Source organism: Cryobacterium sp. M91 (assembly GCF_002929615.1).
GTDB lineage: Bacteria > Actinomycetota > Actinomycetes > Actinomycetales > Microbacteriaceae > Cryobacterium > Cryobacterium levicorallinum.
Map to the genome: position 1 here is coordinate 26,033 of NZ_PJJT01000075.1, position 24,256 is coordinate 50,288.

A 24,256-nucleotide genomic window follows, 5' to 3' on the forward strand; every position below is an offset into this window, starting at 1 on the left:
TTACTTCTCGTTGAACGTGGGGAATTCGTCATCGGGGGTGCCGGAGCCAGGCTCAGCGGCACGCAATTCGCTTGTGGTACTGACACCGTTCGTGCCCAGTCTATCCGCGACGACCGACATCTTGGAGCGGCCGATGATTCGGTCGATCACGAGGGCCACCACCGCGCCGAGCGCAGTGCCGATGGCGACGCCGCCGAGCAGCAGAAAGCCGAAGATTTGCATCCGTTCGTACTCCGCGGTCTCCGGGAAGGAGACGGTGAGAATGAGCGAGAGCAGCACCCCCACGATGGCGCCGAGCAACATGAAATTGCGGTACCGCGGGGCTCGGTGCAGGGTCACGGTCGCCTCGGCGCGCACGATCTCGTTCTCGGCCGACGGGTTCTGGGGCTGCTCAGAAGAACTCACGCTCCTATTGTCCCATGAGCGGATGCGAGACTGACTCTATGAACTCGATTGCGGTACTCGGAAGCGCCAACATGGACCTCGTCGTGCGGCAGTCGCGCCTGCCCCGACCAGGCGAGACGATTTTCGGGGCTGGCTTCAGCACGGTTCCCGGTGGGAAAGGACTCAACCAGGCGGTCGCCGCGGCCCGGTTGGGCGAGGCCGTGAACTTCCTAGGAGCGGTGGGAGCGGATGCCTACGGGAGCGAGCTGCGCGCGCTGATGCTGGCCGAGGGTATCCGTTCTGACGGCCTCGCGATAGCGGATGCCCCCACCGGCACCGCCCACATCTCCGTCGTGGACAGTGGCGAGAACTCGATCGTGGTGGTGTCGGGCGCGAACGCCGCGGTCACGACGCTGAGCGAGGCGCAGCGGGCGGCGATCACGGAGTCGGCGTTTCTGGTGATGCAGTGCGAGCTGCCGATCTCGGTACTGGTCGAGGGGATCGCCGCGGCCCACGCCGCCGGAGTGTTCACCGTGCTGACCCCGGCGCCGGTCATGCCGCTGCCCGAGGGGTTTCTCGCCTCGGTCGACCTCGTGGTTCCGAACCAGATTGAGGCCGCCGAACTCACCGGGGAAAGCGACCCGGTACGAGCCGCCGAGGTACTCAGCGCTGACCAGACCTGGGCGATCGTGACGCTGGGTTCGGAAGGTTCGGTCGTCGCCTATGACGGCGAGGTCCTCGGACTCGCACCGGCCCGGCCTGTGACGGCCGTCGATACGACCGCGGCCGGCGACACCTTCGTCGGGGCGCTTGTGGCGCGCCTGGCGGCGGGATACGTCCGTGGCACGGCCGTATCGCCGGACGAGATGATCGAGGCCGTGCGTTTCGCGACCGTCGCGTCGTCGATCGCGGTGACCAGAGCGGGGGCGACCTCGTCGATGCCTACCAGCGACGAAGTAGAGGCAATCCTCGTCTAGCACGTTCGCAAAAGCGCACAAACGCCCATTTGACAACGAGACCTGAACCTCGCCAAGGGACCGAAGATGGCATCTCGCGCCATCAAGGCGCGCCGCTAGTGCAGGAGCAGCACGGGCACGTGGCCGGTCAGGTCGGCGCGGGCCCCGGAGGCGTGGATGGCCCCCGACGTGACACCATCGGCGAAGGCGAGGGTGCCGGTGGCGAGGCCAAGCCAGGTGGCGACATCCATTTCGACCACATTGGGCGGCGTGCCACGGGTGTGCCGGGGGCCCTCGATGCACTGCGTGGCGCCAAATGGCGGCACGCGCACCTCGAGGGTGTTTCCTTCGGCCTGTTCGGCCAGCAGTTGCAGGGTGTAGCGCACCGCTTGGGCGCGGATATCCCGGCTCGCGGCGCAGCCGCCCTCGAGCGCTGCCCCCACGGCCGCCCGGCCGGCTCCGTCGTCGATGCGCGCTCGTGCCATGGCTCCAGTCTGCCGGATCAGGCGGCGGGCGTGTACTCCACGACGGCGAGAACGATGTTCGGCAAACCTGGCGGACATCCAATTTGTGCTCTGGGTGAGCGCGATGATGCGCGCGTCCGCGTATGGAATCAGCGCGCGGTGCAACGCCTCGATGGCGGCTTCCAACCGGTAGCCGGGGACGCTGACGGTGACGAGAGTCCGGGATTAGGGGCATGCCCATATCCCAGTGCCGTGGCGGGCCCGAGGCATCGGGTAGCCTGAAACGGTGAAAATTCTGGTCCTTGGTTCCGGTGCCCGCGAGCACGCCATCATCACCGCGCTGCTCCGTGAGGAGCCGCGGCCCAGCGTCGAGTGCGCCCCCGGCAACGCCGGAATCGCGGCCCAGGTGCCGGTTGTCGCTCTCGATCCGAACGACCCGGTCACCGTGACCGACTATGCGGTGCTGCACAGCATCGAGCTCGTCGTGATCGGTCCGGAGGCTCCGCTCGTGGCCGGTGTCGCCGACGCCCTGCGCGCCCGCGGCATCGCCGTGTTTGGGCCGGACAAAGCCGCCGCAGCCCTCGAAGGCAGCAAAACCTTCGCCAAACGCATCATGGATGCGGCCGGCGTTCCCACCGGCCGTGCCGTGCGTGCCGGTACCCTGGCCGAGGCCGAAACCGCCCTCGACGAGTTCGGCGCCCCCTATGTGGTGAAGGCGGATGGCCTCGCCGCGGGCAAGGGCGTGCTGGTCACCACTGACCGCGACGCCGCGATCAGTCACGCGACCTTCTGGCTCGAACACGGCAGCGTTTTGATCGAAGAATTTCTCGATGGCCAGGAGATTTCGCTCTTTCTGCTCAGCGACGGCGAGAACGTGCTGCCGCTCTCCCCCGCTCAGGACTACAAGCGCGCCCTGGACAACGATGCCGGCCCCAACACCGGAGGCATGGGCGCGTACTCCCCGCTGCCCTGGCTCGACGCCCAGTTCGGCAGCGAGAACGCGTTCGTCGACGAGATCATCGAAACCGTCGCGCTGCCGACCGTGCGCCAGCTCTCGTCCGAGGGCACCCCGTTCGTCGGCCTGCTCTACTGCGGCCTTATTTTGACGGATGCCGGCATTCGCGTCATCGAATTCAACGCGCGTTTCGGGGATCCAGAGACTCAGGTCGTGCTGCCGCGCCTCGTCACGCCGCTCTCCGGGCTGCTGTTCGCCGCGGCGACCGGCCTGCTCGGCGGGCTGCCCCGGCCGGTTTTTTCGGCCGACGTGGCCGTCACCGTCGTTCTCGCGAGCGAAAATTACCCCCAAGAGCCGCTCGTCGAGCGCGAAATCACCGGGCTCGACGCCGCCCTGGCCGTGGACGGCGTCACGATCGCGCACGCTGCGACCCGGCTCGTTGACGGCGCACTCGTGTCGACCGGCGGCCGGGTGCTCAGCGTTGTCGCTGTCGGGGCTTCCTTCGCCGAGGCTCGCGCCGTCGCCTACGAGGCTCTCGGGCACGTGTCCCTGGCCGGCGCGCACTTTCGCACGGATATCGCTGCCCGGGTCGCCTGAGTCCCCGCGCCGGCGCCGTCCCCACTCGTGCCGTGCATAACTGCTGCAATTTGCTGACGGTCGCCAGAACTTCCCCGTCTTTGCGGGGGCGCCGCCCGCCGAGCAGATTTTCTGCAGGAGTTGTGTGCACTGGAGATGCGGGAGAATGAACGGGTGAGCCAATCTGAGCACGAGTCCCCCGCATCCGCTGCCGCCGTCCTTGACGGGTGGACGCTCGTCTACTCGGGCAAGGTACGCGACCTCTACGTTGATTCAAGTGGTATCGAGACAGCGGATGCCGCCCCCTCCCTCGAGACAGCCTCACGTGTGCTCGTGGTCGCCAGCGACCGGGTGAGCGCCTTCGACCACGTACTCGAGCCCGGCATCCCGGGCAAGGGCGCACTGCTGACCACTCTGAGCCTGTGGTGGTTCGACCGGTTGCGCGACGTTCCCAACCACCTCGTCGCCGACCATGAATTGGTCGGCAACTCGGTGCGCGAGCTGATTCCCGCCGCCGTGGCCGGCCGAGCCATGCTCTGCCGCACCCTCGACATGTACCCGATCGAGTGCGTCGTGCGCGGCTACCTCACCGGCAGCGGCTGGAAGGAATACCTCCAGTCTCAGTCGGTGTGTGGCATTGCGCTTCCGGCCGGTCTGCAGAATGGTGACCGACTGCCCGAACCCATCTACACTCCGGCGTGGAAGGCCCCAATGGGTCAGCACGACGAGAACATCTCCTTCGAGCGCACGGTCGAGCTCGTCGGCGCGCAGGTCGCCGCCGAGCTGCGTGACCTGTCGCTCGCCCTGTTCGCGACCGCCAGCGCGATCGCGGAACAGGCCGGCGTCATTCTCGCCGACACCAAGTTCGAGTTCGGCGCCGACCGGCAGACCGGGGTGACCGTGCTCGCCGACGAGGTCTTCACGAGCGACTCCAGTCGGTACTGGGATGCCGAAGCCTGGAAGACGGGCACCACGCCGGAGACCCGGATGGCGAGCTTCGACAAGCAGATCGTGCGCAACTGGCTCGCCGCGCACTGGGACGGCGCCGGCACCCCGCCGGTACTGCCGAGCGAAATCGTCGAGCAGACCGCGGCCCGCTACCGCGAGTTGCTCGAGCGCCTGTCACGGGCCTGACCCGTCGCGGCGCTGAGGCATCTGTCGGCGCACGACGCCCTGCGCGCCGCAACCGGCGCGGCCCGCAGTCGGGGGAGCATAACTGCGCGGATCGCGGAATAGCCCGGGCGACGCCTAAGTTGTGCCTGCTGTGACCCTAACTGCGAAAGATCTGCTGGCCGCCGACACCGGAATGGGCGCCGTGACCCTGCGCGTGGGCCGCCTCGACGCCATGATCGCGTACTACCGCGACATCGTGACCCTCGACCTCATCAGCCAGGACGGCCCCGTCGCCGTGCTCGGCCGCGGTCCTGTTCCACTCGTCATTTTGCAGCACGCCCCCGAGCTCAGGGCCGCCGAACCGCGCTCGGCCGGGCTGTACCACACGGCCATTCTGTTCGACACGCAGGCCGACCTCGCCGCTGCGGTGTACTCGATCGGCACGAAATCCCCCGAAACGTTCACCGGCAGCGCGGATCACCTGGTCAGCCAGGCCTTCTACTTCACCGACCCGGAGGGCAACGGCATCGAGTTGTACTGGGACCGCGATCGCACACTGTGGAGCTGGACCCACGGCCAGGTCGAAATGGCCTCGCTCTACCTCGATCCGAACGCATTCATTTCGGAGCATATGTCGGAGCGGCCGAGCACGGGACACGCGATCGTCGGCCACGTGCACCTCTCGGTTGGCGATGTTGCCAGTGCCCGCGAGTTCTACGTGAACCGACTCGGCTTCGAGGCGACCGCGAACTTCGGCCCCTCCGCCCTGTTCGTCTCGGCCGGCGGCTACCACCACCACATGGCCATGAACACCTGGGAGAGCTCGGGCAGCGGCAAGCGCCGCCTGGCCCTCGGTCTGGGCGAGGTCAGCATTATCGTGCCAAGCACTGACGACGTGGGTGCCCTCAACGAGCGCCTGGACCACTACAACGTCGACACCCGTCACGACGGGCAGACCCTTCGCTTCGACGACCCCTGGGCCAACCGCATCCGCGTGCGCGCGGCGGATGTCGCTGAAACTCCAGGCGCCACCGCATCCGCCGCGGACCCCGTCGCCATGCCGTAGCTTCCCGGAGAGCAACGAGCGACGCTTCCGGTGACGTTCAGCGGGCGGCGCGGGCCGCCCGCCGGGTGAGGCCGTGCACGGTCGCCCGGTAGTCCTGCACGTTGAGCGGGCGACCGGGCAGCTTCGGTCGGGGCGCATCCGCCGCACGCAGGCCGTCGAGCACGATCGACAGCTGACGCCGCCACTGACCGGCGTAGCCGTCGCCGAGACTGCCGAGCGATCCGACCATCGTGACGAGCACGGCGAGATCGACCGCGTCGACGTCGCGGCGCAGGGTACCGTCCTTCTTCGCACGAGCGACCAGGCTTGCGATGAAGCCGTCGAACTCGGCGGCCGGCCGTGCCGACGGGTCGAGCTGGGCCATGCGCCGCAGTATCGGCGGCAGCGACGGGTCAGCGACCAGCCATTCGGCGACCCGTTCGGTGTAGACGACGAGCGCGTCCCACGGTGTGGGCGCGGCCTCGATCTCACCGCGCACCGCGTGCAGCTCAGCCAAGGCCAGGTCGTAGAGGGTGCGCACCAGATCGTCTCTGGTCGCAAAGTTGCGGTACAGGGTAGCCACGCCGACCTCGGCCTGGCGGGCGATCTCTTCGAGCGATGCGTCGACGCCGTGCTGCGCGATCAGAGCGCGCGCGCTGATGATGAGACGGTCGCGGTTCAGCCGGGCGTCGCGGCGACGCGGCGGCGTGCTTCGCTCGGCAGCCGAGGCAACCGGTAAGCCATCCTGGGGCTTTCGGGTCGGCGAGGTCATGCGGTCCAGTCTAGAACTTCGCCCTGTGCGCTTCGTCCCCGGTGTTGCGCCCGCCGCCGCAACGTGCGCACAATTTGAACAAGCCGAACGGAACCCATGACCCTCAAAAACAACACCCGCGATTTCGACCCCGAGATCGTCACCGATTTTCGAGAGAAGATGAGCTATGGGACCTACCTTGACCTTCCCGTTCTGCTCGCTGCGCAGAATCCGGTCAGCGTTCCGGAACACCACGATGAGCTGTTGTTCATTATTCAGCACCAGACCACCGAACTATGGCTCAAGCTCATGCTGCATGAGCTTCGCGCAGCCATCGAAGCGCTGCGCCAGGATCAACTCGCGCCGGCCCTCAAGGGCATTGCCCGGGTCAAACACATCCAGCGCACACTGACCGAGCAGTGGTCGGTGCTCGCCACCCTCACCCCGACTGAATACGCGCAGTTTCGGCACTTTCTCGGTAATTCGAGCGGGTTTCAGTCGTACCAGTACCGTGCGGTCGAATTCGCCCTGGGCAACAAGAACCGCCGCATGCTGACGGTCTTTGAAGCGGATGCCCCGGCTCACGCCCTGCTGACCGACATGCTCGAGGCACCGAGCCTGTACGACGAATTTCTCCGTTACCTGCACCGCGCGGGCTTCGACATTCCGGCCGCCATCCGGGGCCGCGACGTCACCGAGGCCTGGACGTTTCACCCCAAACTCGTTCATACTTTTCGCGGAATATACGAGAACGCGTCCCAGAATTGGGCCGCCTACGAGGCCTGCGAAGAACTCGTCGACCTTGAAGACAACTTTCAGCTCTGGCGCTTTCGCCACTTGAAGACCGTGCAGCGCATTATCGGTATGAAGCACGGCACCGGCGGTTCGAGCGGCGCGGCCTTTCTGCAAAAGGCCCTCGAGCTCACGTTCTTTCCGGAGCTGTTCGCGGTGCGCACGGAGATCGGAGCGTGACCGGCCAGTCCTTTCATGGGCACTTTCTGCACGGGCGGGGCGCGGTCTATCGAGGGTTTCTCGACGCCCACGTGCACCTGGCCCTGATTGATCCGGGCCAGCTGGTCGACGGCGGCATCGCCCGCGTGATCGACCTCGGCGGCTGGCTGCCGAACGGCAAACGCGAAGACATGCCCGATGTAGCATATGCCTACCAATTCCTCACGGCGCCGGGCGGCTACCCGAGCCAGGCTGGTTGGGCCGAACCCGGTTGGTGCCGGGAGATTGCAACAGCCGCGGATGCTGCGGCGGCAGTCGATTTACAGGCCGCGGCGGGGGCATCCGTTTTGAAGGTCACGCTGAATGCCGTGGCCGGTCCGGTGTTGAATGCCAAGGGACTGACCGCGGCGGTCGATCGGGCCCACGAATGCGGGCTGCCGGTCGTGGCGCACGCCGAGGGCGCCGGGCAGGCCGATCGGGCCTTCGCCGCGGGAGTCGATGCGTTCGCGCACACGCCGTTTTCGGAGCGCCTCGCCGACGATCTGGTGACGGCGATGGCGGCCAGCATGACTTGGATCAGCACCCTGGACATTCACGGCTGGGGCACGCCGACCGAAGCCTTCGATATCGCCAGTGACAACCTGCACCGGTTTCACGCCGCCGGCGGTCGAGTGCTGTACGGCACCGACCTCGGCAACGGGCCGCTCGTGCTCGGCATTAACCGTCGGGAAATCAGCGCCCTGCTCGGCGCCGGGCTGACCCCCGACGACGTGTTGGACGCCCTGTGCCCGCGCGCACCGCTCGGTCTGGCCCTCGCTGACACGCGGGTGACCTTCATTCCCGGCGAGCGACCACGCGATCCAGACGAATTTACCGAGTGGCTCGGCAGCGCCCGCGCCCTCACCCACTCAGAACTCGAGGTACTCGAATGACGCCCACCCTTGCCGGAGCAACCGGCCTGGACGCCCAACTCACCTTTGCGCGCCGAATGGACCGCATCGACGGCCTGGCGCACTACCGCGGCCGTTTTCTCGGCACCGACGCCGACCCCGAGACCGCCAACCCCCGTTCTTATCTCGACGGCAACTCGCTCGGCCGCCCACTGCGGGCGAGCGCCGAACGCATCGCCGACTTTCTGCAGCAGGACTGGGGTACGCGACTCATTCGCGGCTGGGACGAGCAGTGGATGGAGTTGCCCCTGCAGATCGGCGACGACCTCGGCCGGGCCTGCCTCGGCGCGGCCGCCGGGCAGGTGTTCGTCGGCGACTCGACGACCGTACTGCTCTACAAACTTGCCCGCGCCGCGGTGGATTCACGTCCCAACCGCACCGAAATCGTGCTTGACAGCGACAACTTTCCCACCGACCGCTACATTCTCGAGGGCATCGCGCGGGAGCGTGGCCTCACGCTGCGCTGGATCGACTCCGATCCGGAGGGTGGCGTCACGGCCGAACAGGTGCGCCAGGTCGTAGGGTCGCAGACCTCGCTGGTGCTGCTCAGCCACGTCGCCTACCGTTCCGGTTACCTCGCCGACATGAGGGCGATCACCGCCATCGCCCACGAACACGACGCCCTCGTACTCTGGGACCTGAGCCATTCGGTCGGCTCGGTTCCGGTGCAGCTCGACCTCTGCGACGTCGACCTCGCGGTCGGCTGCTCCTACAAGTATCTGAGTGGCGGGCCCGGCGCGCCGGCCTTCGGGTACGTCAAGAGTGACCTGCAGGACGTGCTGACCCAGCCAATTCAGGGCTGGATGGGAACGCAGGACATCTTTGAAATGGGGCCGGGGTATCGGCCGGCCACCGGCATCCGTCGATTCATGAGCGGAACGCCCGCAGTGCTGGGCATGCTCGCGATGCAGGACACGATTGCCATGCTCGACGAGGCGACGATCGAGTCGGTGCGTGCGAAGTCGGTGGCGCTGACCGAGTTCGCGATCACCCTCGTCGACGAGTGGCTCGCGCCGATGGGCGTCACCGTGGCATCGCCGCGGGAACAGACGCATCGCGGCGGGCACGTGACGATCAACCATCCGCTCATGCGTCAGGTGACCAAGATTCTGTGGGATAACGATGTGATTCCCGACTTTCGCGCCCCAAACGGGCTGCGACTCGGGTTGGCTCCGCTCAGCACGAGCTTCGTCGAGACCTACGACGGCGTGGCCGCCGTACGCGACGTGCTGCGCGGCATTCTGCTCGGCCAAAGCGGGCTGAGCCAGTAGACCGGCGGGCCCTGTCGGGCTCGACCTGTAGAATTGCAGTGATTTGCCACGACTAATAGCCCCAGACTGTATGCGGAGTGCCCTGTGCCAACGATCGTCGTCGAAGTAATGCCCAAGGCTGAGTTGCTTGACCCCCAGGGCAAGGCCGTCGCCGGCGCCCTTGGTCGCCTCGGTCAGACCCAATCAGCGCTGGCCAACGTCACCGGCGTGCGCGTCGGCAAGCGCTTCGAGATTTCCATCGACGGTGAAGCGGATGCCACGACCCTCGCCGCCGTGCGCGAGCTCGCCGACACCGTGCTCTCCAACTCCGTGATCGAGGATGTCGTCGGCATCCACGTGCAGGACGCCCCCTCGTCAGCGGTCGCCTGATGCGGATCGGCGTCGTCACCTTTCCCGGCTCGCTCGACGATCGTGACGCTGCGCGCGCGATTCGTCTTGCCGGCGCCGACGCCGTAGCCCTCTGGCACGGCGACCACGACCTGCACGGCGTCGACGCCATCGTGCTGCCCGGCGGATTCAGCTACGGCGATTACCTGCGGGCCGGCGCCATCGCAAGCCTCTCACCGATCATGACCGAGGTCATCGACGCGGCGAACAAGGGCATGCCGGTGCTGGGAATCTGCAACGGATTCCAGATGCTCACCGAGGCCCACCTGCTCGACGGCGGACTTATTCAAAACGACAAGGGCCGCTTCATCTGCCGGGACCAGGGTTTGCGCATCGAGAACAACGCGAGCGACTGGACCAACGGTTTCGAAGCCAACGCCGAAATCGTCATTCCGCTCAAGAACGGCGAGGGCTCGTTCATGGCCTCGACCGAGACCCTCAAAATGCTTGAGGGTGAAGGACGCATCGTGGCTCGCTACCTCGGAAACCCGAACGGGTCGCTGAACGACATTGCCGGCGTGACCAACGCCCGCGGCAACGTCGTCGGCCTCATGCCTCACCCCGAGCACGCCGTCGAGGCTGGCTTCGGGCCCGACACCGACGCGGCGATGGCCAGCGGTATTGACGGCCTCACGTTCTTCACCTCGGTCATCGCGCGGACGCTCGTCGGCGCGTAGCCGCGCTGCGTCGATTCGGCCAGATAGCCGCGCCCGCGCTCGCTTCATCACGTTCGGGCGCGGCATCCGCTTGGCGAGGTATCCGCTTGGCGAGCCGGGCAGCTAGCCGTTGGCGGCGATGGCGGCGACCGCGGCCAGGGCGAGGCCCATGCCGGCGACCTGCCAGCCGCCGACCCGTTCCTTGAGTACGAGCACTGCGAGCAGCACGGTCACGGCCGGGTAGAGCGCCACGAGTACCGACACCAGCGACAGCAGGCCACCCTGCAGCGCGTAGAGCAGCGTGATCGTGGCAATGACGTCGAGCGTCGCCACGAGTACGGCGAGGCCGAGAATCGTCAGCGGCGGCCTGCCCAACTGCCGGGTTCCAGTCGCCACCGCGATGACGATAACGGATGCCACGGTGCGCGCCACCACCAGCGGCCACAGCCCGGTGCCGACCTCAATCTCGTTGGTGAAGATAAAACTCAGGGCGAAGCAGACGCCGGATCCCACCGTGAACCAGGCCACCCGGCGGGTGAACCGCGGAGCATTGGCCCCGGAGACGGTGTGGTCTTCGACCCCCTTCGGCTCGCGGCTCACCATTATCACCGCGACGATCGCCAGCGCAATTCCGGCGTAGGAGATGCCCGAGGGCCGCTCCCCGATCAGCACTCCCACAATGACCGGAATTCCGGCGACGATCACGGCGGTCAGCGGCGACACCACGCTCATCGGCCCCTCGGCGAGGGCGATGTAGAACCACCACATGGCCAGGGCCATCACCACGCCGGACGCCGCGCCGAACAGCATCGACCGCCAGGAAAACTCACCGCCGACGAACGCGGCAGCGACGGCGATAATCAGGGCCGAGATCGGATACGACAGGAGGACGACCCGGAGTGCGGCCACTTGGCGGGACGCGATGCCGCCGAGAAAGTCGCTCATACCATAGGCCGCGGCCGAAACGAGGGCGAGCACGACCCCGATTATGCCGCAGCCGGGCGGTTAGGGCGGGGCGAAAGCGTGCGCATGGGTTCACGGTAGCAGCGGCCGGGTACGGCGATGCGCATCCACTTGTAGCGCCCGAACTTGCTGACCAGCCGGAACCGATCGAGCTGATCAGCAGCGCGGCCATCATCGGGATCATCAGGAACCCGGCCTCGGTTGCGCAACTGCAAGTTTCTAGTGATGCATGTTTCTTGGCGAACGCTCAGGCGTGCCCGCCGGGGGTTGTTCAGCTGCGGCTGCGACGATGGGAATGCCCCTCCCCTGCCCTGAGTTGAAAGTCACCATGACCCCGCGCCTCCTGTTTCGTTCCGTCGCCATTGCCGAAGCCATTACCTGGGCACTGCTGCTCACCGGGATGTTCCTGAAATATGTCCTGCAGGTCGGGGAGCTCGGGGTGCAGATCGGCGGGTTCCTGCACGGCCTCGTCTTCATCGCCTTCGGCCTGACGGCCGGGTTCGTCGGCGTCAACCAGCACTGGGGCCCGAAGCTCACCGCGATCGCCATGGTCACCGCGATCGTTCCGTTCGTCACGATCTCCCTCGACCGCGGGCTGGAGAAGAAGGGCCGGCTCGACGGTGATTGGCGCCGTACTCGCACCGATGATCCCCGCGATCATACCGGGGTGAGCGCCCTGCTCCGCTGGGTGCTGGCCCGCCCGGTGCTGCTCGTGACAGCCATGGCGGTCGCCCTGGTGTCGATTATGGCCACGCTGCTCACGCTCGGCCCGCCCGGCGGCGCCAGCTAGCCTCCCCCTCAATACGGATTCAATGGGGACGGGGCCCGTTCAAAGCGATGGAGCGAAACGGCGGCTCAGGTCAGCCGAGAGTAGCGGGCTGCTGCGGGGTGATTCCGACGCGGGGGTAGCGGGTGGTCGCGGCCAGCAAGAGGGCAGAATCCGCTTTCTCGAGGGGAAACGTCGTCCCCACCAGCGCCGAAAACGGATGCCGATGCCAGCCGCCGCTCAGATAGGTCACTGCCTGCTGCAGATCGGCCGGCGTGTAGTTGTGCACACCGCGCAGCGCAATCAGGCGGCGCACCATCGACTCCGGGTCGAGCAGCACGGGCTCCCCCGGCGAAACGCTTCCGACCAGCACGACGACTCCGCCGATGCCGATCAGGTCGATGACGGTTTGCACCGCCGTTTGGGCGCCGCTCACTTCCAGCGCGATCGTCGGCTCGGCCGCACCGGCATCCTGCAGCGCGGCGAGCACGCTCGCCACCCCGGTCGGCGACTCGCCGGGCGCACTCGGGTCCGCAACGGCGGCAGCACCGAAAGCCAGCGCGAGCTGCCGCCGCGCAGCATCCGGGTCGCTCACGACCACGAGGGCACCGGCATCCGTCGCCATAGCGCAGGCCGTCACCCCGAGCATTCCCGCACCGGTTACCAGCACCGTGGCTCCGGCCAGCGGCACCAGAGCGGATGCCGCAGCCAGCGCGGCGACGACCGTCGCGGTCGCGCAGGAGGCCGGCGCGAGCACCGACGCCGGAACCTGCTCGTCGACCACAACGATCGCCGTGCCGGCACACACCTGCACGTGGGTGGCGAAGCCGCCGCTGAGTTCCCAGCCCCGCTGCATCCGTTCGTGGCCGTATTTGGCCAGGTCGAGGCATTTCTGCGGGACTCCGCGGCGGCAACGGGCGCACGTTCCACAGCTCACGGTGACCGACCAGACCACGCGCTGCCCCACCCGCAAAGGCATTCCATTTGCGGCATATGCCGGGTCGCCGGTCGCGACGATGCGACCGACCTGCTCGTGGCCGAGCACGAGCGGCTTCGCGGCCGGGCGGTGACCCAGCGCCGTGTGCACGTCGGATCCGCAGACGGTCGCCAACTCGACTTCGACCAGCACGTCGCCGGGACGCAGCAGCACTCCCGGCACCGCCACGCACTCCAGCGGCAAGCCTGCTCCCAACCAGACCATCGCCTCGGCGGTGCGCGGCAGCACGATCTCGCGGCCGAGCCGGTAGCCGCTCACCGGCAGTACATCCCCGGCAGCGGTCGCCAGCATCCCGTCCGTCGACGGTGGCCTCGAGTGCGGGTCCGATTTCGACATGACTACTCGGTCGTTTCCTCACGCAGGCCGAGCAGCTCGGCGAGGTCGGCCACGCTGTCAATGACCACGTCAGCCCCGGCATCCTCCAGGGTCTCGGTGTCATGGGTACCGGTACGCACACCGACCACGAGTCCAGCGCCTGCACTCAGCCCGGAGAGCATGTCGCTGGCGGTGTCTCCCACGACGACCATCGCCGCGACGCTCGACGTACCGGTGCGTAATAAGGCGGTGAGCGGCAGGTCAGGATAGGGGCGGCCGCGACCGGCTTCGGCCGGGCACAGGCTCACATCGATCAGATCGCTCCAGCCTAGGGCGTCAATCAGCGTGTCCTGGGTCGCGCGGGAGAAACCGGTGACCAGGGCAATTTTCAGGCCGTTGTCGCGCAGCTCCTGAAACAGGTCGGATGTACCATCGATCGCGCTCACCCCGACCCGCTCGACGAGTTCACCGTAGGCGGTTTCAAAGGCTTCCGTGGCCGCCAGGGCATCCCCTTCGGAGTCGGTCAGTTCGCGAAAGACATCCAGCTTGGACTGGCCCATGGTTTCACGCACGTAGGCGACGGCCTCTTCCAACGCGTCGGCGGTGTCGGCGATGCCGCTGCGTTGCGCTGCCAGCACAAACGCCCGCTCGACGAGTCCGTTGTCGCTCACGGTGGTGCCGGCCATGTCGAAGACGACGAGTTCAACCTCGACGTCGTCCGGTTCGAAATCATCGAGGTCGAGGTCTGAGTCCAGGTCGGGAGAGAGCGGTGCAGTACTCATGAAATGCCTTTCAGAGAGGTGATCGCAGACAGTAGAAATCACGTGCTCGCCGAGACCGGTCGTCACACCGATTCCGGTCGTGGCCGACGCCCGTGCTGCCAGGACGTTCTGCAACGCTAGGCAGACCACGCCAACAGCCAAGGCGACCCGGGTAACCGGCAGGTGAACGCGCCATGGCAATTGGGCTCCGTGACACTCGGTCACCGCGCCACCTGCCGGTGAACGCGCCAGCTACACCTGGCGCCGAGATCGACACCTTCGTGACATGCACAGTTTCGCGCCAGCCCCGAGCGGTACGGTGAACCGCCGCATCCGATCAAAGGAGATCCCCGTGTTCACGAGCCCCTACGCTCCGGTCGAGATTCCCAACCTGAGCATTTTCGATTTTCTGTTCGGCGATTTGACCGAGGCCGAGCTCGATCGCACCGCAGTGATCGACGGGGCCACGGGCGAGGCACTCAGCTATCGCACCCTGGTCGACCAGATCACCCGAGTGGCTGGCGCTCTCGCCGCCCAGGGCGTCGGCCCCGGCACGGTCATCGGCCTGCTCTGCCCCAACACACCGGAGTTCACCGCCGTCTTCCACGGTGTTCTGCGCGCCGGCGCCACGGTCACCACCATCAATTCGCTCTACACCCCTGACGACATCCAGCGTCAGCTGGTCGACTCCGGCGCGACCTGGCTTGTGACCGTCTCTCATTTGTTGCCCGGCGCCAAGGCTGCAGCGCACGCCGCCGGCATTCCCGACGAGCACGTCGTGGTAATCGACGGCGAGCCGGGGCATCCGTCGCTGGCTGACCTCTTACAAGCGGATGCAGCCCCGCCCGCTCTGAGCATCGACCCGGCAGCGCACGTGGCCGTTTTGCCGTACTCTTCGGGCACCACGGCGGCGCCAAAGGGCGTCATGCTCAGCCACCGCAACCTGGTCGCGAATGTGCAGCAAGCGCGGGACCTGATCGGCGTCGTGCTCGAAGACAGGGTGCTCGCACTGCTGCCGTTCTACCACATCTACGGAATGACGGTTCTGCTCAACCTCGCCTTCAAACAGCGGGCTGCCCTCGTCACGATGGCGAAGTTCGACTTCGTCGAATTTCTACGAATGATTCAGGATCACCGCTGCAGCTACGTGTTCATCGCGCCGCCGATTGCGGTCGCCGTGGCGAAGCATCCGCTCGTCGAAAGCTACGACCTGTCGAGCGTGCACACGATTCTCTCTGGCGCTGCACCGCTCGACGGCACCCTCGCCGCGGCCGTCGCCGCCCGGCTGGACTGCCGCATTCTGCAGGGCTACGGCATGACCGAGGTCAGCCCGGTGAGCCACCTGATTCCGATCGACGCGCCGCACCTGTCGCGCGCCTCGGTCGGGGTGACCGTGCCGAACATGGACTGCAAGCTCATTTCGACCGAAACCGGCGAGGAGATCGAGGTGCCCTCAGCGGGGGTGAGCGAGCCTGGCGAGCTGCTCGTGCGCGGCCCCAACGTGATGCTCGGCTACCTGAACAACGAGCAGGCCACCCGCGAGACCATCGACGCCGACGGGTTTCTGCACACCGGCGACATCGCCACGGTGAGCGCCCTCGGCGAGGTGACCATCGTCGACCGCAGCAAGGAGCTGATCAAGTACAAGGGCTACCAGATCGCGCCGGCCGAGCTCGAGGCGCTGCTGCTCACCCATCCGCAGATCGCCGATGCGGCCGTGATCGGGGCAGCGGATGCCGACGGCCAGGAGATTCCCAAGGCCTTCGTCGTGGCATCGTCCGCCGTGACAGCCGAAGAGGTGATGGCCTACGTCACCGAGCGAGTCGCTCCGCACAAGAAGGTGCGGGCGGTCGAGTTCATCGAAGCGATTCCCAAGTCGGCCTCCGGCAAGATTCTGCGTAAGGACCTTCGCGCGCGGGAGCGTGCCGCGATGCTTCAGTAGGACGACGTCCCGGCGGTGAAGATGGATGCGGCGGCCTGAGCGGCCGCGGTGGCGGGTGGCCGGGCCCCTGTTCGGTCGCAGCGATCCCCGACTTCTCGGCCACCCGGCGGGAGCCGGCGAGGTGCAAACCCTCGCCGGTGAATCCACACGATGCCTGTCGGTGCCGGGCCGAAGTGGATAGTGTGCATTGTGGCTTCCCGACTTCCCGCACGGGTGTGGCTTCCCGCCGACACCGCCCTGTGGACAACCTGTCATATCGTGTCCGATGTGGTGAAGAAGCGACCGATAGAATCGCACATCCAAACGCTGTTTCCGTTGTCGCCCGGCGTGACGGCGCTGACCATGGGCGGGCTCCTCGTCGACGCGTTCTACGCCGCTGGAGACGGTTCGTACGCACAATCCAGGTCCTTCGCCTTTGGAAGAGGCCTGTTTGGCCTCGCTCTTGCGGCCGGCACTCTGGCGGCGAGAGCCACCGGCAACTCGAATGCGCGCAACCGTGCGGCAGCGAATGCCCAAATAGCGTGGCGCCCACTGTTTGGCGGAACCATCTTCGTCACCACGCATGGCTTCTACCTGCAGACAATGGAGGGGCTATTTGAGTGGACCTGGGACTCCATCGACCTCATGTAGCTGGTCGGCTACAACTGCCTGATCTTGCAGGGCCGGTCGAGCACTGGACCGATTACGTGGCGCCTCAACTCGGAGTGGGCGGAGCTCGTGTTTGCGCTCTGGGCTCTCGCGCGGCATCCGTCTCACCCGCAATTGCAGGACGGCTCGTGGCTGCCGGCCAACTGGCTCGAATGGGCAACTCATCAGGGCTATCGATCGCACCTGGACCGGCCCCAAATCAGCGGCTAATGAGCGTCAGCGGTTGGCCGCTGGTGTGCGAGGGAGCGTTCCTTTAGACATGCGGGCAGGTCAATTCGCGCTGACGGGAATGCCACCCATCATCACCGTCATCAGCAGGATAACCAAGAGCGCCGGGAGCACCGACACCACGTTCAGCACCAGCGCCACGATCGCCAGGCGCTTGGGACGATTCTTCATCGCGATGACGACGACGGCCACGGCTGCGCCGATCGTCAGAATGGGGACGTAGATGGCGTAGAGCAACAGCGGCCCGACAATGAACATGAACTCGGAGCCGGTCCGGATCGGCTGGGCGAACCCGACCGCGGTGGAAATGAATATGGTCAAGGCTCCGGCGATCCAGAACCAGAACGCGATCAGCGCGACGATGCTGCGACGAGGCGCGCTCTTGGCGACCTCAGCCGGAATGACGGGTGGATCGGCACTGCTCATGGTTTCCCCTTAAACCGGGAATGGTCACATCCCCACCCGCCAGCCTAGAGTCCCGCCAGGTTCGGTCCCTCCCGCGAAACAGGTCGGCGCTCGAGCCTCGGGGCGGTGCCGGCGAGATTCACGACGGCCTGTATCGCGGCGTGGTCCGACGGCCAGTCGCCCTCAAAATGCGTCACGTTAATGGCAGCCTTCAGCACGGTGGCGCTGGGCGTGACGAGGAGCCAGTCGATGCGTTTGAGATTGCGCCGCGGAAGGCGGTAGTTCAAGAACGTTCCCCACTCTTCGGTGAGGCGTTCTTCTGCTGTTTTCCAGGTATCCAGCAGCAGGCCCTGACCGGTGATCCGGTCAAAAGGGGCGGTATTCGCATCCGTGTTGAAATCGCCGGTCACGATAGTGGGCAGCATCGATGCAGCCACGATTCGTCGAACCGCGTCGGCGGATCACAGCCGCGAGGTGCGGGAGCGGTGGTCAAAGTGAGTGTTCACGACCTGAAAATCGATGCCGGTGGCGATATCGTGAAAGAGCGCGTCGACGACGACCCGCGGCGTGGCATTCCACAAAGCCGCAACCGACGCTATCGGCGGCCACTGGAGGAGTAAGCTTCTCCCCCAAAACGGGGGTCAAGCCGGTTGCGATTTTCCCGGGACCGATGGTCATTCAGCAACGTTCCCCACCTGTCAATGAGGCGGTCTTCTGCTGGATCCCTGGCATCCAGCATCGGCGCGTAAAGAGAGCTGCCGCTCGTCTCCCAAGAGACACGATGGCGAGCTTTAACTATCGCGACGGACATCAGCCGTGACACACTGCGATAGTACGAATGTTCTGCACATGTTCACCCGACGTAAACAAACGACGGTCGCATGTGTACACAGCACATACTGACTCAGCGTTGCGTCGGCGATCCTGACACGCGCTTTCACTGCAGAAAGACAAGCTCTTGATCAAGTACCTGATGCGTCGCTTCGCCGGCTGGATGCTCATGATCGTGGTCGCGACGACTTTGACTTACCTCTTGGCATGGGGATTTCTTGACCCGCGCAACAATTACGTTGGACGTCGCCCACCCCTGTCAGAGGACCAGATAGTCCAACTGCTCCAACCACGAAACCTCAGCGATACCGTTCCGCTCCTGGAGCGTTGGTGGAGCTGGTTCTCCGGCATCATCTTCCGCTGGGATTGGGGAGTAAGCCCGGTCGGCCAGTCGGTGAATGATCAAGTGGCCTATCGCATGTGGGTGAGCGCAGAGCTCGTACTCGGCGCCACGATACTCGCCACCGTCTTGGGTATTGCTCTCGGCGTGTACACCGCGTCCAGACAGTACAAGATTGCCGACCGCATCGGTCAGGCCACCTCAATCGTCACGATGAACATCAATATCGTCGTGGCGGCTCTCGGAATCGTGCTCCTGGCGATCGGTTTCAACAACATGGTGGGAACGACGGTGTTCTTCGTCACCGGCTCGGCGAGTCCGGATGTTACGGGATTCTTCCCCATCATCGTTGATGCCCTGCAGCATCTTATTTTGCCGACCGTCGCACTCGTGATCATTGGCTATGCCGGCACCCATTTCCTTCAGCGTTCACTGCTGCTCGACAACATCAACGCCGACTACGTGCGCACCGCCCGCGCCAAGGGCCTGACGAAGGCGCAGGCCATTCGCAAGCACGCGCTGCGCACCTCGCTCATTCCGGTCGCAACACAGGTGGCGTTCACAATCCCCACCGTTTTCATGGGTGCGATCCTCACCGAGTCGATTTTCGGATGGAATGGCATGGGCCGCTACTTTCTCGAAACCATTTCAAAGAATGACATCCATGGAACCGTCGCGATTGCCGCGTTTGGCGCGGTTCTGACCGCGATCGGAGCGCTGCTCGCCGACATCGCCGTCGTTGTTCTCGATCCGAGAGTGCGGGTGAGCTGAGATGCCCAGGAATTCAATCCAACCGGCCGTCGGACCAGAGACCACTGCTATTCGGCTTCCCCGAAAACGGATGTCGAAGTGGGAGCTCTACTCCAGGCGTTTTCGGCGCAATCGTCCGGCGGTCGCGGGCCTGGTGATCTTCGCCGTCCTCGTGCTGTTCGCGCTCGTTGCTCCCCTGCTTGCGCGCTACGACCACATTGAGCTCGATTTTCTCAACATCGGTGAGCCGCCGAGCGGCGAACACTGGTTTGGCACCACGAGCGCGGGCAACGACACCTTCGCCCAGGTGGCAATCGGCCTGCAACGCTCACTCATGATTGCCGTCGCAGTCTCGGTGGGAACCACGGTGATCTCTGCAGTGGTTGGTACCGCGGCCGCATACTTCAGCGGCATGTTCGAGCGGCTCACACTGCTGCTCATTCATTTCCTGATGGTCGTGCCCACATTCCTGCTTCTGGCAATGTTCTCCAACGACTCCGGCGGAGACTGGCGCATTATTTCGCTCATCATGATTCTCATCGGGTGGTTCTTCCCCGCTCGGGTGATCTGGACGATGGCCCTCTCACTGCGTGAACGAGAGTATGTGCACGCCGCCCGCTACATGGGCGTGCCGGGTATGAAGATCGTGCTGCGCCACATGCTGCCCAACATCGGTTCGCTTCTGGTGATCAACTTCACTCTTGGTGTGGTTGCCGCGGTGATGATCGAGACCGGTCTGTCGTTCCTCGGCTTCGGTGTCAAGATCCCTGATGTCTCGCTCGGCTCACTGATTGGCTCCGGGGCAAACACCATCACCAGCGCACCGTGGTTGTTCTATTTTCCAGCCGCCGCGCTCACGCTACTCACGGTCTCGATGGCCCTCGTCGCTGACGGCCTGCGGGACGCGCTCGACCCGACTTCGGCCGCTGGAGGGCGAGCATGACCAACCCACTACTTTCTGTTCGCGACCTCAAGGTCAGTTTCCCCTCGGAGACGGGCACGGTCGACGCCGTACGCGGCATCTCGTTCGACCTCAAGGCCGGTCGCACACTCGGCATTGTCGGCGAGTCCGGCTCGGGCAAGTCGGTCACGTCGCTGGCGATCATGGGGCTGCTAGACGAGAACGTCAGGGTCTCTGGCTCAATCACTTTCGACGGCCAGGAGCTACTGGGCAAATCTGACAAGCAGCTCTCCGCGATCCGGGGCAATGGTTTGGCGATGATCTTTCAAGACCCGCTGTCGTCGCTCACCCCGGTCTTCAGCATTGGTGACCAGCTTATTGAGGCGCTCACCGTTCATCGCAAGCTCTCGAAGCGTGCAGCGTGGGCTCGTGCCGTCGAACTGCTCGAAACCGTGGGGCTTCCCAATCCCGAACGGCGCATGAAGTCCTTCCCCCACGAGTTTTCTGGCGGGATGCGCCAACGAGTGGTGATCGCGATCGCGATGGCCAACAAGCCGAAACTCATCATCGCCGACGAGCCGACAACCGCCCTAGATGTGACGATCCAGGCCCAGATTCTCGACCTGATCGCCAAAGCCCAGAGCGAGACCGGTGCCGCCGTCATCATGATCACTCACGACATGGGGGTCGTCGCCAAGACAGCGGACGATGTGCTGGTGATGTATGCGGGCAGGCCGGTCGAGAAGGCCCCCGTGCACGAGCTCTTCCACCGCACGCGCATGCCGTACTCCATTGGTCTCCTTGGCGCGATCCCCCGGGTCGACAAGGCCGAAAAACAGCCCCTCGTACCGGTCAAGGGAAACCCGCCGCTGCTGATCAATCTTCCGGATGCGTGCCCCTTCGCGGCGCGCTGTCCGATCGTTATCGATGCCTGTCATTCGCGCGAACCTGATCTCGTGGCCGTTGGCAACGACAAGGTGGGCGAACACCACGCTGCGTGCATCCGTTCACACGAAATTACCGACGGTGGCCTCATCGATGGGCACCCAGTGTTTCCCCTGCCAGACATCCCCGAGCGCGCGCTGGCGGGCGTCCCCCGTGCGGATCGGCCGGTGACCCTCGAAGTACGCAATTTGACCAAGACCTTTCCCTTGATGAAGGGGGCCTTCCTTAAACGCAAGGTTGGGGAAGTCCATGCCATCCGTGGAATATCGTTTGACATCCGTGAGGGCGAGACGATGGCGATCGTCGGCGAATCGGGTTGCGGCAAGACCACGACGCTGCTGCAAATCATGGATCTGGTTGAACAGGTTGACGGCGACATCCTCCTCGGCGGGACCAGCGTCGCCGATGTGCGTCGCGGTCACGCCGAGCGCACCCTGCGGCGTGACATCCAGATCGTGTTTCAAGACCCAATGGGCGCCCTCGACCCGCGCATGACGGTGGCCGACATCATCGCCGAGCCGTTACGTGCGATCGGAACCAAGAAAGCTGAGGGCGAAAGCCGGGTCGATGAGCTGATGGACTTGGTCGGCCTCGACCCAACGCACAGCAACCGTTTTCCGTCCGCGTTCTCGGGAGGCCAACGCCAACGCATCGGTATCGCCCGAGCCCTGGCTACCAACCCCAAGATTGTGGTACTTGATGAACCCGTCTCGGCTCTCGATGTTTCCATCCAGGCTGGCGTGATCAACCTGCTCGATGAGCTCAAGGCCAAACTGGGCCTGTCCTACCTCTTCGTCGCGCACGACCTCTCCGTCGTTCGACACATCGCTGATCGCGTGGCCGTCATGTATCTGGGCGCTTTCGTTGAGCATGGCAGCGTCGACGAGATCTTCGAGAACCCCCAGCATCCCTATACGCAGGCTTTGCTCTCTGCGATTCCCATCTCGGATCCGGACATCGAGCGCACCCGCGAACGCATCGTGCTCACTGGCGATCTGGCGAGCGCCACCGATCACATTGGTGGCTGCTCGTTTGCCAGCAGGTGCCAGCTCTTCAAGGTTTTGCCGCCCGAAGATCAGGCACGTTGTCTTGGCGAAGTGCCGCCGTTGACCGGGCTAGAGAACACCCATCGCAACGCTTGCCATTTCAGATAAAACGTCTCAGCTCAGTGAGCGTTGACACCGTTCGGGTGTCACGGTTCCTGGCCGGAGTTGATTTTCCCATTTCCAGCCCCACACAGTAAGGAACGGTATGAATCAGCACAGAAAGCTCCTTGGAATTGTCGCACTGGGCGGTGTTCTCACCCTCGGTATCAGCGGTTGCACCGCGGCAGGTGACTCCGGCGACAGTGGCGAAAGCATCATTGCGGTCTCGTCAGCCGACTACAATCCCCAACCACGCGAGAACCTTCAGCAGGGTGGCGAAGTGGTCTTCCCGATCGTGGAGATCACCCCGCAGATGAACCCCCTCAACGGCGACGCGAGCGCGGACACCTCACGCCTCGCGTCGTGGTACACGCCACAGATTCTGCTCATGGAAGAAGATGGCACGCCCTACAAGAACGATGCCTACCTCGACGACTGGGAATTCGGCACCGCGGACGGCAAGACCTTCGTCAACTTCACCATCAACGACGACGCAGTCTGGAACGATGGCGCACCCATCGACTGGAAGGCGTTCGAAGCAACCTGGATCGCGAACCGCTCCTACGAAGAGGGCTACAGCCCCAATGCCACCGACGGTTACAAGGAGATCGAGTCGGTCACCAAGGGCGAAACAGATAAGCAGGCCGTCGTCACCTTTAAAGGTGAATTTGCGTGGCCCCAGATGCTCTTCACCACTGTGCTCAACCCCAATGTGAACACGCCCGAAATCTTCAACGAGGGCTACATTGACGAACCGCACGCTGAGTGGGGCGCCGGGCCGTACAAACTCAGCAACTTCGACATCAACGGCGGAACCGTGGTGTTTGAGCCAAACGAAAATTGGTGGGGCGAGAAGCCGCTGCTCGACAAGGTGACCTTTCGTCAGCTGGACCGCGCAGCATCCATCAACGCCTTCAAAAACGGCGAGATCGACATGGCCAGCACCAACACCAAGGACCGCCTCGAGCAGGTCAAGGATATGGATGGGGTCGTGACGTACCGGGCTCAGCAGACGGCCAACACGCTGCTGCAGGTTGACTCCGACAAGCCACAGTTCCAGGACATCAATGTTCGCAAGGCATTCTTCATGGCTGTTGACGTGGAGCAGCAGAAGAAGGTCGTCTGGAACGGTCTGAACTACGAAGAGGATCCCGCTGGTTCGTTCACGCTGTACGCCTTCCAGCCCGACTACGTCAACGCGCTCGAAGAGGCCGGCTACAAGTTTGACCTCGAAGGCGCAAAAAGTCTGCTTGACGAGGCCGGCTGGACCGCGGGCGAGGACGGAATTCGCGCGAAGGATGGCGTCGCCCTCGCGTTGACCTACCCCATCTTCAGCGACGACCCCGTGCAGGAGGCTGCCGCCAAGGCTTTGCAGCAGCAGCTGAAGGCCGCCGGTTTTGCTGTCACCATCGACACGCGGTCGCCTCAGGACTTCTCGACCGACTACTCCACGAAGAACTGGGACATATTTTCGCTTCGCTTCACTGCCTCTGACCCCTTCGGTGCGGCATGGTTCTGCCAGATCTACTGCTCCGACAGTGGGCTCAATCTCTCCGGAACGGGAACTCCCGAGATCGACGCGAAGATTCACGACCAGCTTGAGTCGATCTCCGACCCCAAGGAGCAGACGGTCCAGGCGATGAAGCTCGAAGCCGAGATCCTCGCCGAGACCTGGGGCATCTTCCCGATGTATAACGGACCAGAAATTTGGACTGTCAAGGAAGGCCTCGCAAATCTCACTCCCGAGCCCTACGTTGGCTTGGACCTCTTCGGCGTGCAGCCCGTCGAGAACATGGGTTGGGAGAAGTAGGGACTGACCTTCTGAACCCAACAGGGCGGGTCGGGTGCTGCGGCATCCGA

At 64.8% G+C, this 24,256-nt stretch carries 24 protein-coding genes; 16 read left to right on the plus strand and 8 right to left on the minus strand.

Annotated elements, in window-relative coordinates; translation table 11 throughout:
• Entirely contained in the window at nucleotides 1-405 is a 405-nt protein-coding gene (locus tag CXY80_RS19680) for a hypothetical protein (RefSeq protein WP_199182224.1), read from the minus strand.
• 38 nt (nucleotides 406-443) lie between these two features.
• On the opposite strand from CXY80_RS19680, the gene CXY80_RS04775 reads away from it, so the two are divergent.
• Complete coding sequence (locus CXY80_RS04775) at nucleotides 444-1,361, plus strand: ribokinase (protein ID WP_104131795.1); 918 nt, start codon at nucleotides 444-446, stop codon at nucleotides 1,359-1,361.
• 95 nt (nucleotides 1,362-1,456) lie between these two features.
• Here CXY80_RS04775 and CXY80_RS04780 read toward each other — a convergent pair whose 3' ends face one another.
• Nucleotides 1,457-1,825, minus strand: coding sequence for a sterol carrier family protein (locus tag CXY80_RS04780; protein WP_092448174.1), 369 nt, complete (start codon nucleotides 1,823-1,825; stop codon nucleotides 1,457-1,459).
• Between the two features lie 265 nt (nucleotides 1,826-2,090).
• Between CXY80_RS04780 and purD the strand changes: the two genes are divergently transcribed.
• From purD to CXY80_RS04795, 3 genes are all read left to right on the plus strand, one after another.
• The gene (purD, locus tag CXY80_RS04785; RefSeq protein ID WP_092447880.1) at nucleotides 2,091-3,356 is read left to right on the plus strand and encodes a phosphoribosylamine--glycine ligase; all 1,266 of its coding nucleotides are present in this window, start codon (nucleotides 2,091-2,093) and stop codon (nucleotides 3,354-3,356) included.
• A 135-nt stretch (nucleotides 3,357-3,491) separates the two neighbouring features.
• A complete protein-coding gene (locus CXY80_RS04790) occupies nucleotides 3,492-4,469 on the plus strand; it encodes a phosphoribosylaminoimidazolesuccinocarboxamide synthase (protein WP_104131796.1) in 978 nt (325 codons plus the stop codon).
• Between the two features lie 172 nt (nucleotides 4,470-4,641).
• The gene (locus tag CXY80_RS04795) at nucleotides 4,642-5,514 is read left to right on the plus strand and encodes a VOC family protein (protein WP_092448175.1); all 873 of its coding nucleotides are present in this window, start codon (nucleotides 4,642-4,644) and stop codon (nucleotides 5,512-5,514) included.
• A gap of 37 nt (nucleotides 5,515-5,551) precedes the next feature.
• Here the strand turns inward: CXY80_RS04795 and CXY80_RS04800 are convergent, their stop codons facing one another.
• On the minus strand, nucleotides 5,552-6,265 hold the full coding sequence (locus CXY80_RS04800; RefSeq protein ID WP_092447882.1) for a TetR/AcrR family transcriptional regulator: 714 nt from the start codon (nucleotides 6,263-6,265) through the stop codon (nucleotides 5,552-5,554).
• A gap of 96 nt (nucleotides 6,266-6,361) precedes the next feature.
• Here CXY80_RS04800 and kynA point away from each other — a divergent pair, with 96 nt between their 5' ends.
• The 5 genes from kynA to purQ all read left to right on the plus strand — a co-directional run bounded on the left by kynA (nucleotide 6,362) and on the right by purQ (nucleotide 10,480).
• Nucleotides 6,362-7,216: a tryptophan 2,3-dioxygenase gene (kynA, locus tag CXY80_RS04805; protein ID WP_104131797.1), complete on the plus strand. Its 855-nt coding sequence runs from the start codon at nucleotides 6,362-6,364 to the stop codon at nucleotides 7,214-7,216.
• The gene (locus tag CXY80_RS04810; protein ID WP_092447884.1) at nucleotides 7,213-8,127 is read left to right on the plus strand and encodes a hypothetical protein; all 915 of its coding nucleotides are present in this window, start codon (nucleotides 7,213-7,215) and stop codon (nucleotides 8,125-8,127) included. The genes kynA and CXY80_RS04810 overlap by 4 nt, the downstream gene beginning before the upstream one ends.
• Entirely contained in the window at nucleotides 8,124-9,416 is a 1,293-nt protein-coding gene (locus CXY80_RS04815; protein WP_104131798.1) for a kynureninase, read from the plus strand. The genes CXY80_RS04810 and CXY80_RS04815 overlap by 4 nt, the downstream gene beginning before the upstream one ends.
• An 84-nt stretch (nucleotides 9,417-9,500) precedes the next feature.
• Nucleotides 9,501-9,785 (plus strand): phosphoribosylformylglycinamidine synthase subunit PurS, encoded by a 285-nt coding sequence (locus CXY80_RS04820; protein WP_092447886.1) that lies wholly within the window; start codon nucleotides 9,501-9,503, stop codon nucleotides 9,783-9,785.
• Nucleotides 9,785-10,480 carry a phosphoribosylformylglycinamidine synthase subunit PurQ gene (purQ, locus tag CXY80_RS04825; protein WP_104131799.1) on the plus strand — a complete coding sequence of 232 codons (696 nt, stop codon included), beginning with the start codon at nucleotides 9,785-9,787 and terminating at the stop codon, nucleotides 10,478-10,480. The genes CXY80_RS04820 and purQ overlap by 1 nt, the downstream gene beginning before the upstream one ends.
• A gap of 102 nt (nucleotides 10,481-10,582) precedes the next feature.
• Here purQ and CXY80_RS04830 read toward each other — a convergent pair whose 3' ends face one another.
• Nucleotides 10,583-11,437 (minus strand): EamA family transporter, encoded by an 855-nt coding sequence (locus CXY80_RS04830; RefSeq protein ID WP_104131800.1) that lies wholly within the window; start codon nucleotides 11,435-11,437, stop codon nucleotides 10,583-10,585.
• 313 nt (nucleotides 11,438-11,750) lie between these two features.
• Between CXY80_RS04830 and CXY80_RS04835 the strand changes: the two genes are divergently transcribed.
• Nucleotides 11,751-12,212 (plus strand): DUF3817 domain-containing protein, encoded by a 462-nt coding sequence (locus CXY80_RS04835; RefSeq protein ID WP_092447890.1) that lies wholly within the window; start codon nucleotides 11,751-11,753, stop codon nucleotides 12,210-12,212.
• Between the two features lie 70 nt (nucleotides 12,213-12,282).
• On the opposite strand, the gene CXY80_RS04840 is transcribed toward CXY80_RS04835, so the two are convergent.
• Both CXY80_RS04840 and CXY80_RS04845 read right to left on the minus strand, forming a co-directional pair.
• Nucleotides 12,283-13,521, minus strand: a complete 1,239-nt coding sequence (locus CXY80_RS04840; protein WP_233194994.1) for an alcohol dehydrogenase catalytic domain-containing protein — start codon at nucleotides 13,519-13,521, stop codon at nucleotides 12,283-12,285.
• A gap of 2 nt (nucleotides 13,522-13,523) precedes the next feature.
• Complete coding sequence (locus CXY80_RS04845) at nucleotides 13,524-14,282, minus strand: phosphonatase-like hydrolase (protein WP_104131801.1); 759 nt, start codon at nucleotides 14,280-14,282, stop codon at nucleotides 13,524-13,526.
• A gap of 331 nt (nucleotides 14,283-14,613) precedes the next feature.
• Here CXY80_RS04845 and CXY80_RS04850 point away from each other — a divergent pair, with 331 nt between their 5' ends.
• Nucleotides 14,614-16,203 (plus strand): AMP-binding protein, encoded by a 1,590-nt coding sequence (locus tag CXY80_RS04850; RefSeq protein ID WP_199182225.1) that lies wholly within the window; start codon nucleotides 14,614-14,616, stop codon nucleotides 16,201-16,203.
• A 189-nt stretch (nucleotides 16,204-16,392) separates the two neighbouring features.
• Nucleotides 16,393-16,833, plus strand: a complete 441-nt coding sequence (locus tag CXY80_RS04855; protein ID WP_134478884.1) for a hypothetical protein — start codon at nucleotides 16,393-16,395, stop codon at nucleotides 16,831-16,833.
• Nucleotides 16,834-17,121: 288 nt separating this feature from the next.
• Here CXY80_RS04855 and CXY80_RS04860 read toward each other — a convergent pair whose 3' ends face one another.
• On the minus strand, nucleotides 17,122-17,505 hold the full coding sequence (locus CXY80_RS04860) for a hypothetical protein (RefSeq protein WP_104131804.1): 384 nt from the start codon (nucleotides 17,503-17,505) through the stop codon (nucleotides 17,122-17,124).
• A 44-nt stretch (nucleotides 17,506-17,549) separates the two neighbouring features.
• Nucleotides 17,550-17,924, minus strand: coding sequence for an endonuclease/exonuclease/phosphatase family protein (locus CXY80_RS19685; protein WP_369828632.1), 375 nt, complete (start codon nucleotides 17,922-17,924; stop codon nucleotides 17,550-17,552).
• Nucleotides 17,925-18,442: 518 nt separating this feature from the next.
• On the opposite strand from CXY80_RS19685, the gene CXY80_RS04870 reads away from it, so the two are divergent.
• From CXY80_RS04870 to CXY80_RS04885, 4 genes are all read left to right on the plus strand, one after another.
• Nucleotides 18,443-19,426, plus strand: a complete 984-nt coding sequence (locus CXY80_RS04870; protein ID WP_104131806.1) for an ABC transporter permease — start codon at nucleotides 18,443-18,445, stop codon at nucleotides 19,424-19,426.
• A gap of 70 nt (nucleotides 19,427-19,496) precedes the next feature.
• Nucleotides 19,497-20,348: an ABC transporter permease gene (locus tag CXY80_RS04875; RefSeq protein WP_104129869.1), complete on the plus strand. Its 852-nt coding sequence runs from the start codon at nucleotides 19,497-19,499 to the stop codon at nucleotides 20,346-20,348.
• Entirely contained in the window at nucleotides 20,345-22,405 is a 2,061-nt protein-coding gene (locus CXY80_RS04880; protein ID WP_104131807.1) for an ABC transporter ATP-binding protein, read from the plus strand. Before CXY80_RS04875 ends, CXY80_RS04880 begins: the two co-directional genes overlap by 4 nt.
• Before the next feature lie 97 nt (nucleotides 22,406-22,502).
• Complete coding sequence (locus tag CXY80_RS04885; protein WP_104131808.1) at nucleotides 22,503-24,206, plus strand: ABC transporter family substrate-binding protein; 1,704 nt, start codon at nucleotides 22,503-22,505, stop codon at nucleotides 24,204-24,206.
• Nucleotides 24,207-24,256 lie beyond the last annotated feature (50 nt).

Bases quoted from the DNA above. Each gene is read 5' to 3' on its own strand.
- CXY80_RS04780 (WP_092448174.1), bottom strand. From the start codon at position 1,825: ATGGCACGAGCGCGCATCGACGACGGAGCCGGCCGGGCGGCCGTGGGG.
- purQ (WP_104131799.1), top strand. From the start codon at position 9,785: ATGCGGATCGGCGTCGTCACCTTTCCCGGCTCGCTCGACGATCGTGAC.
- CXY80_RS04880 (WP_104131807.1), top strand. From the start codon at position 20,345: ATGACCAACCCACTACTTTCTGTTCGCGACCTCAAGGTCAGTTTCCCC.
- CXY80_RS04845 (WP_104131801.1), bottom strand. From the start codon at position 14,282: ATGAGTACTGCACCGCTCTCTCCCGACCTGGACTCAGACCTCGACCTC.
- CXY80_RS04835 (WP_092447890.1), top strand. From the start codon at position 11,751: ATGACCCCGCGCCTCCTGTTTCGTTCCGTCGCCATTGCCGAAGCCATT.
- CXY80_RS04840 (WP_233194994.1), bottom strand. From the start codon at position 13,521: ATGTCGAAATCGGACCCGCACTCGAGGCCACCGTCGACGGACGGGATG.
- CXY80_RS04860 (WP_104131804.1), bottom strand. From the start codon at position 17,505: ATGAGCAGTGCCGATCCACCCGTCATTCCGGCTGAGGTCGCCAAGAGC.
- CXY80_RS04875 (WP_104129869.1), top strand. From the start codon at position 19,497: ATGTCGAAGTGGGAGCTCTACTCCAGGCGTTTTCGGCGCAATCGTCCG.
- kynA (WP_104131797.1), top strand. From the start codon at position 6,362: ATGACCCTCAAAAACAACACCCGCGATTTCGACCCCGAGATCGTCACC.
- CXY80_RS04885 (WP_104131808.1), top strand. From the start codon at position 22,503: ATGAATCAGCACAGAAAGCTCCTTGGAATTGTCGCACTGGGCGGTGTT.
- CXY80_RS04800 (WP_092447882.1), bottom strand. From the start codon at position 6,265: ATGACCTCGCCGACCCGAAAGCCCCAGGATGGCTTACCGGTTGCCTCG.
- CXY80_RS04795 (WP_092448175.1), top strand. From the start codon at position 4,642: ATGGGCGCCGTGACCCTGCGCGTGGGCCGCCTCGACGCCATGATCGCG.
- CXY80_RS04775 (WP_104131795.1), top strand. From the start codon at position 444: ATGAACTCGATTGCGGTACTCGGAAGCGCCAACATGGACCTCGTCGTG.
- CXY80_RS04790 (WP_104131796.1), top strand. From the start codon at position 3,492: ATGCGGGAGAATGAACGGGTGAGCCAATCTGAGCACGAGTCCCCCGCA.
- CXY80_RS04815 (WP_104131798.1), top strand. From the start codon at position 8,124: ATGACGCCCACCCTTGCCGGAGCAACCGGCCTGGACGCCCAACTCACC.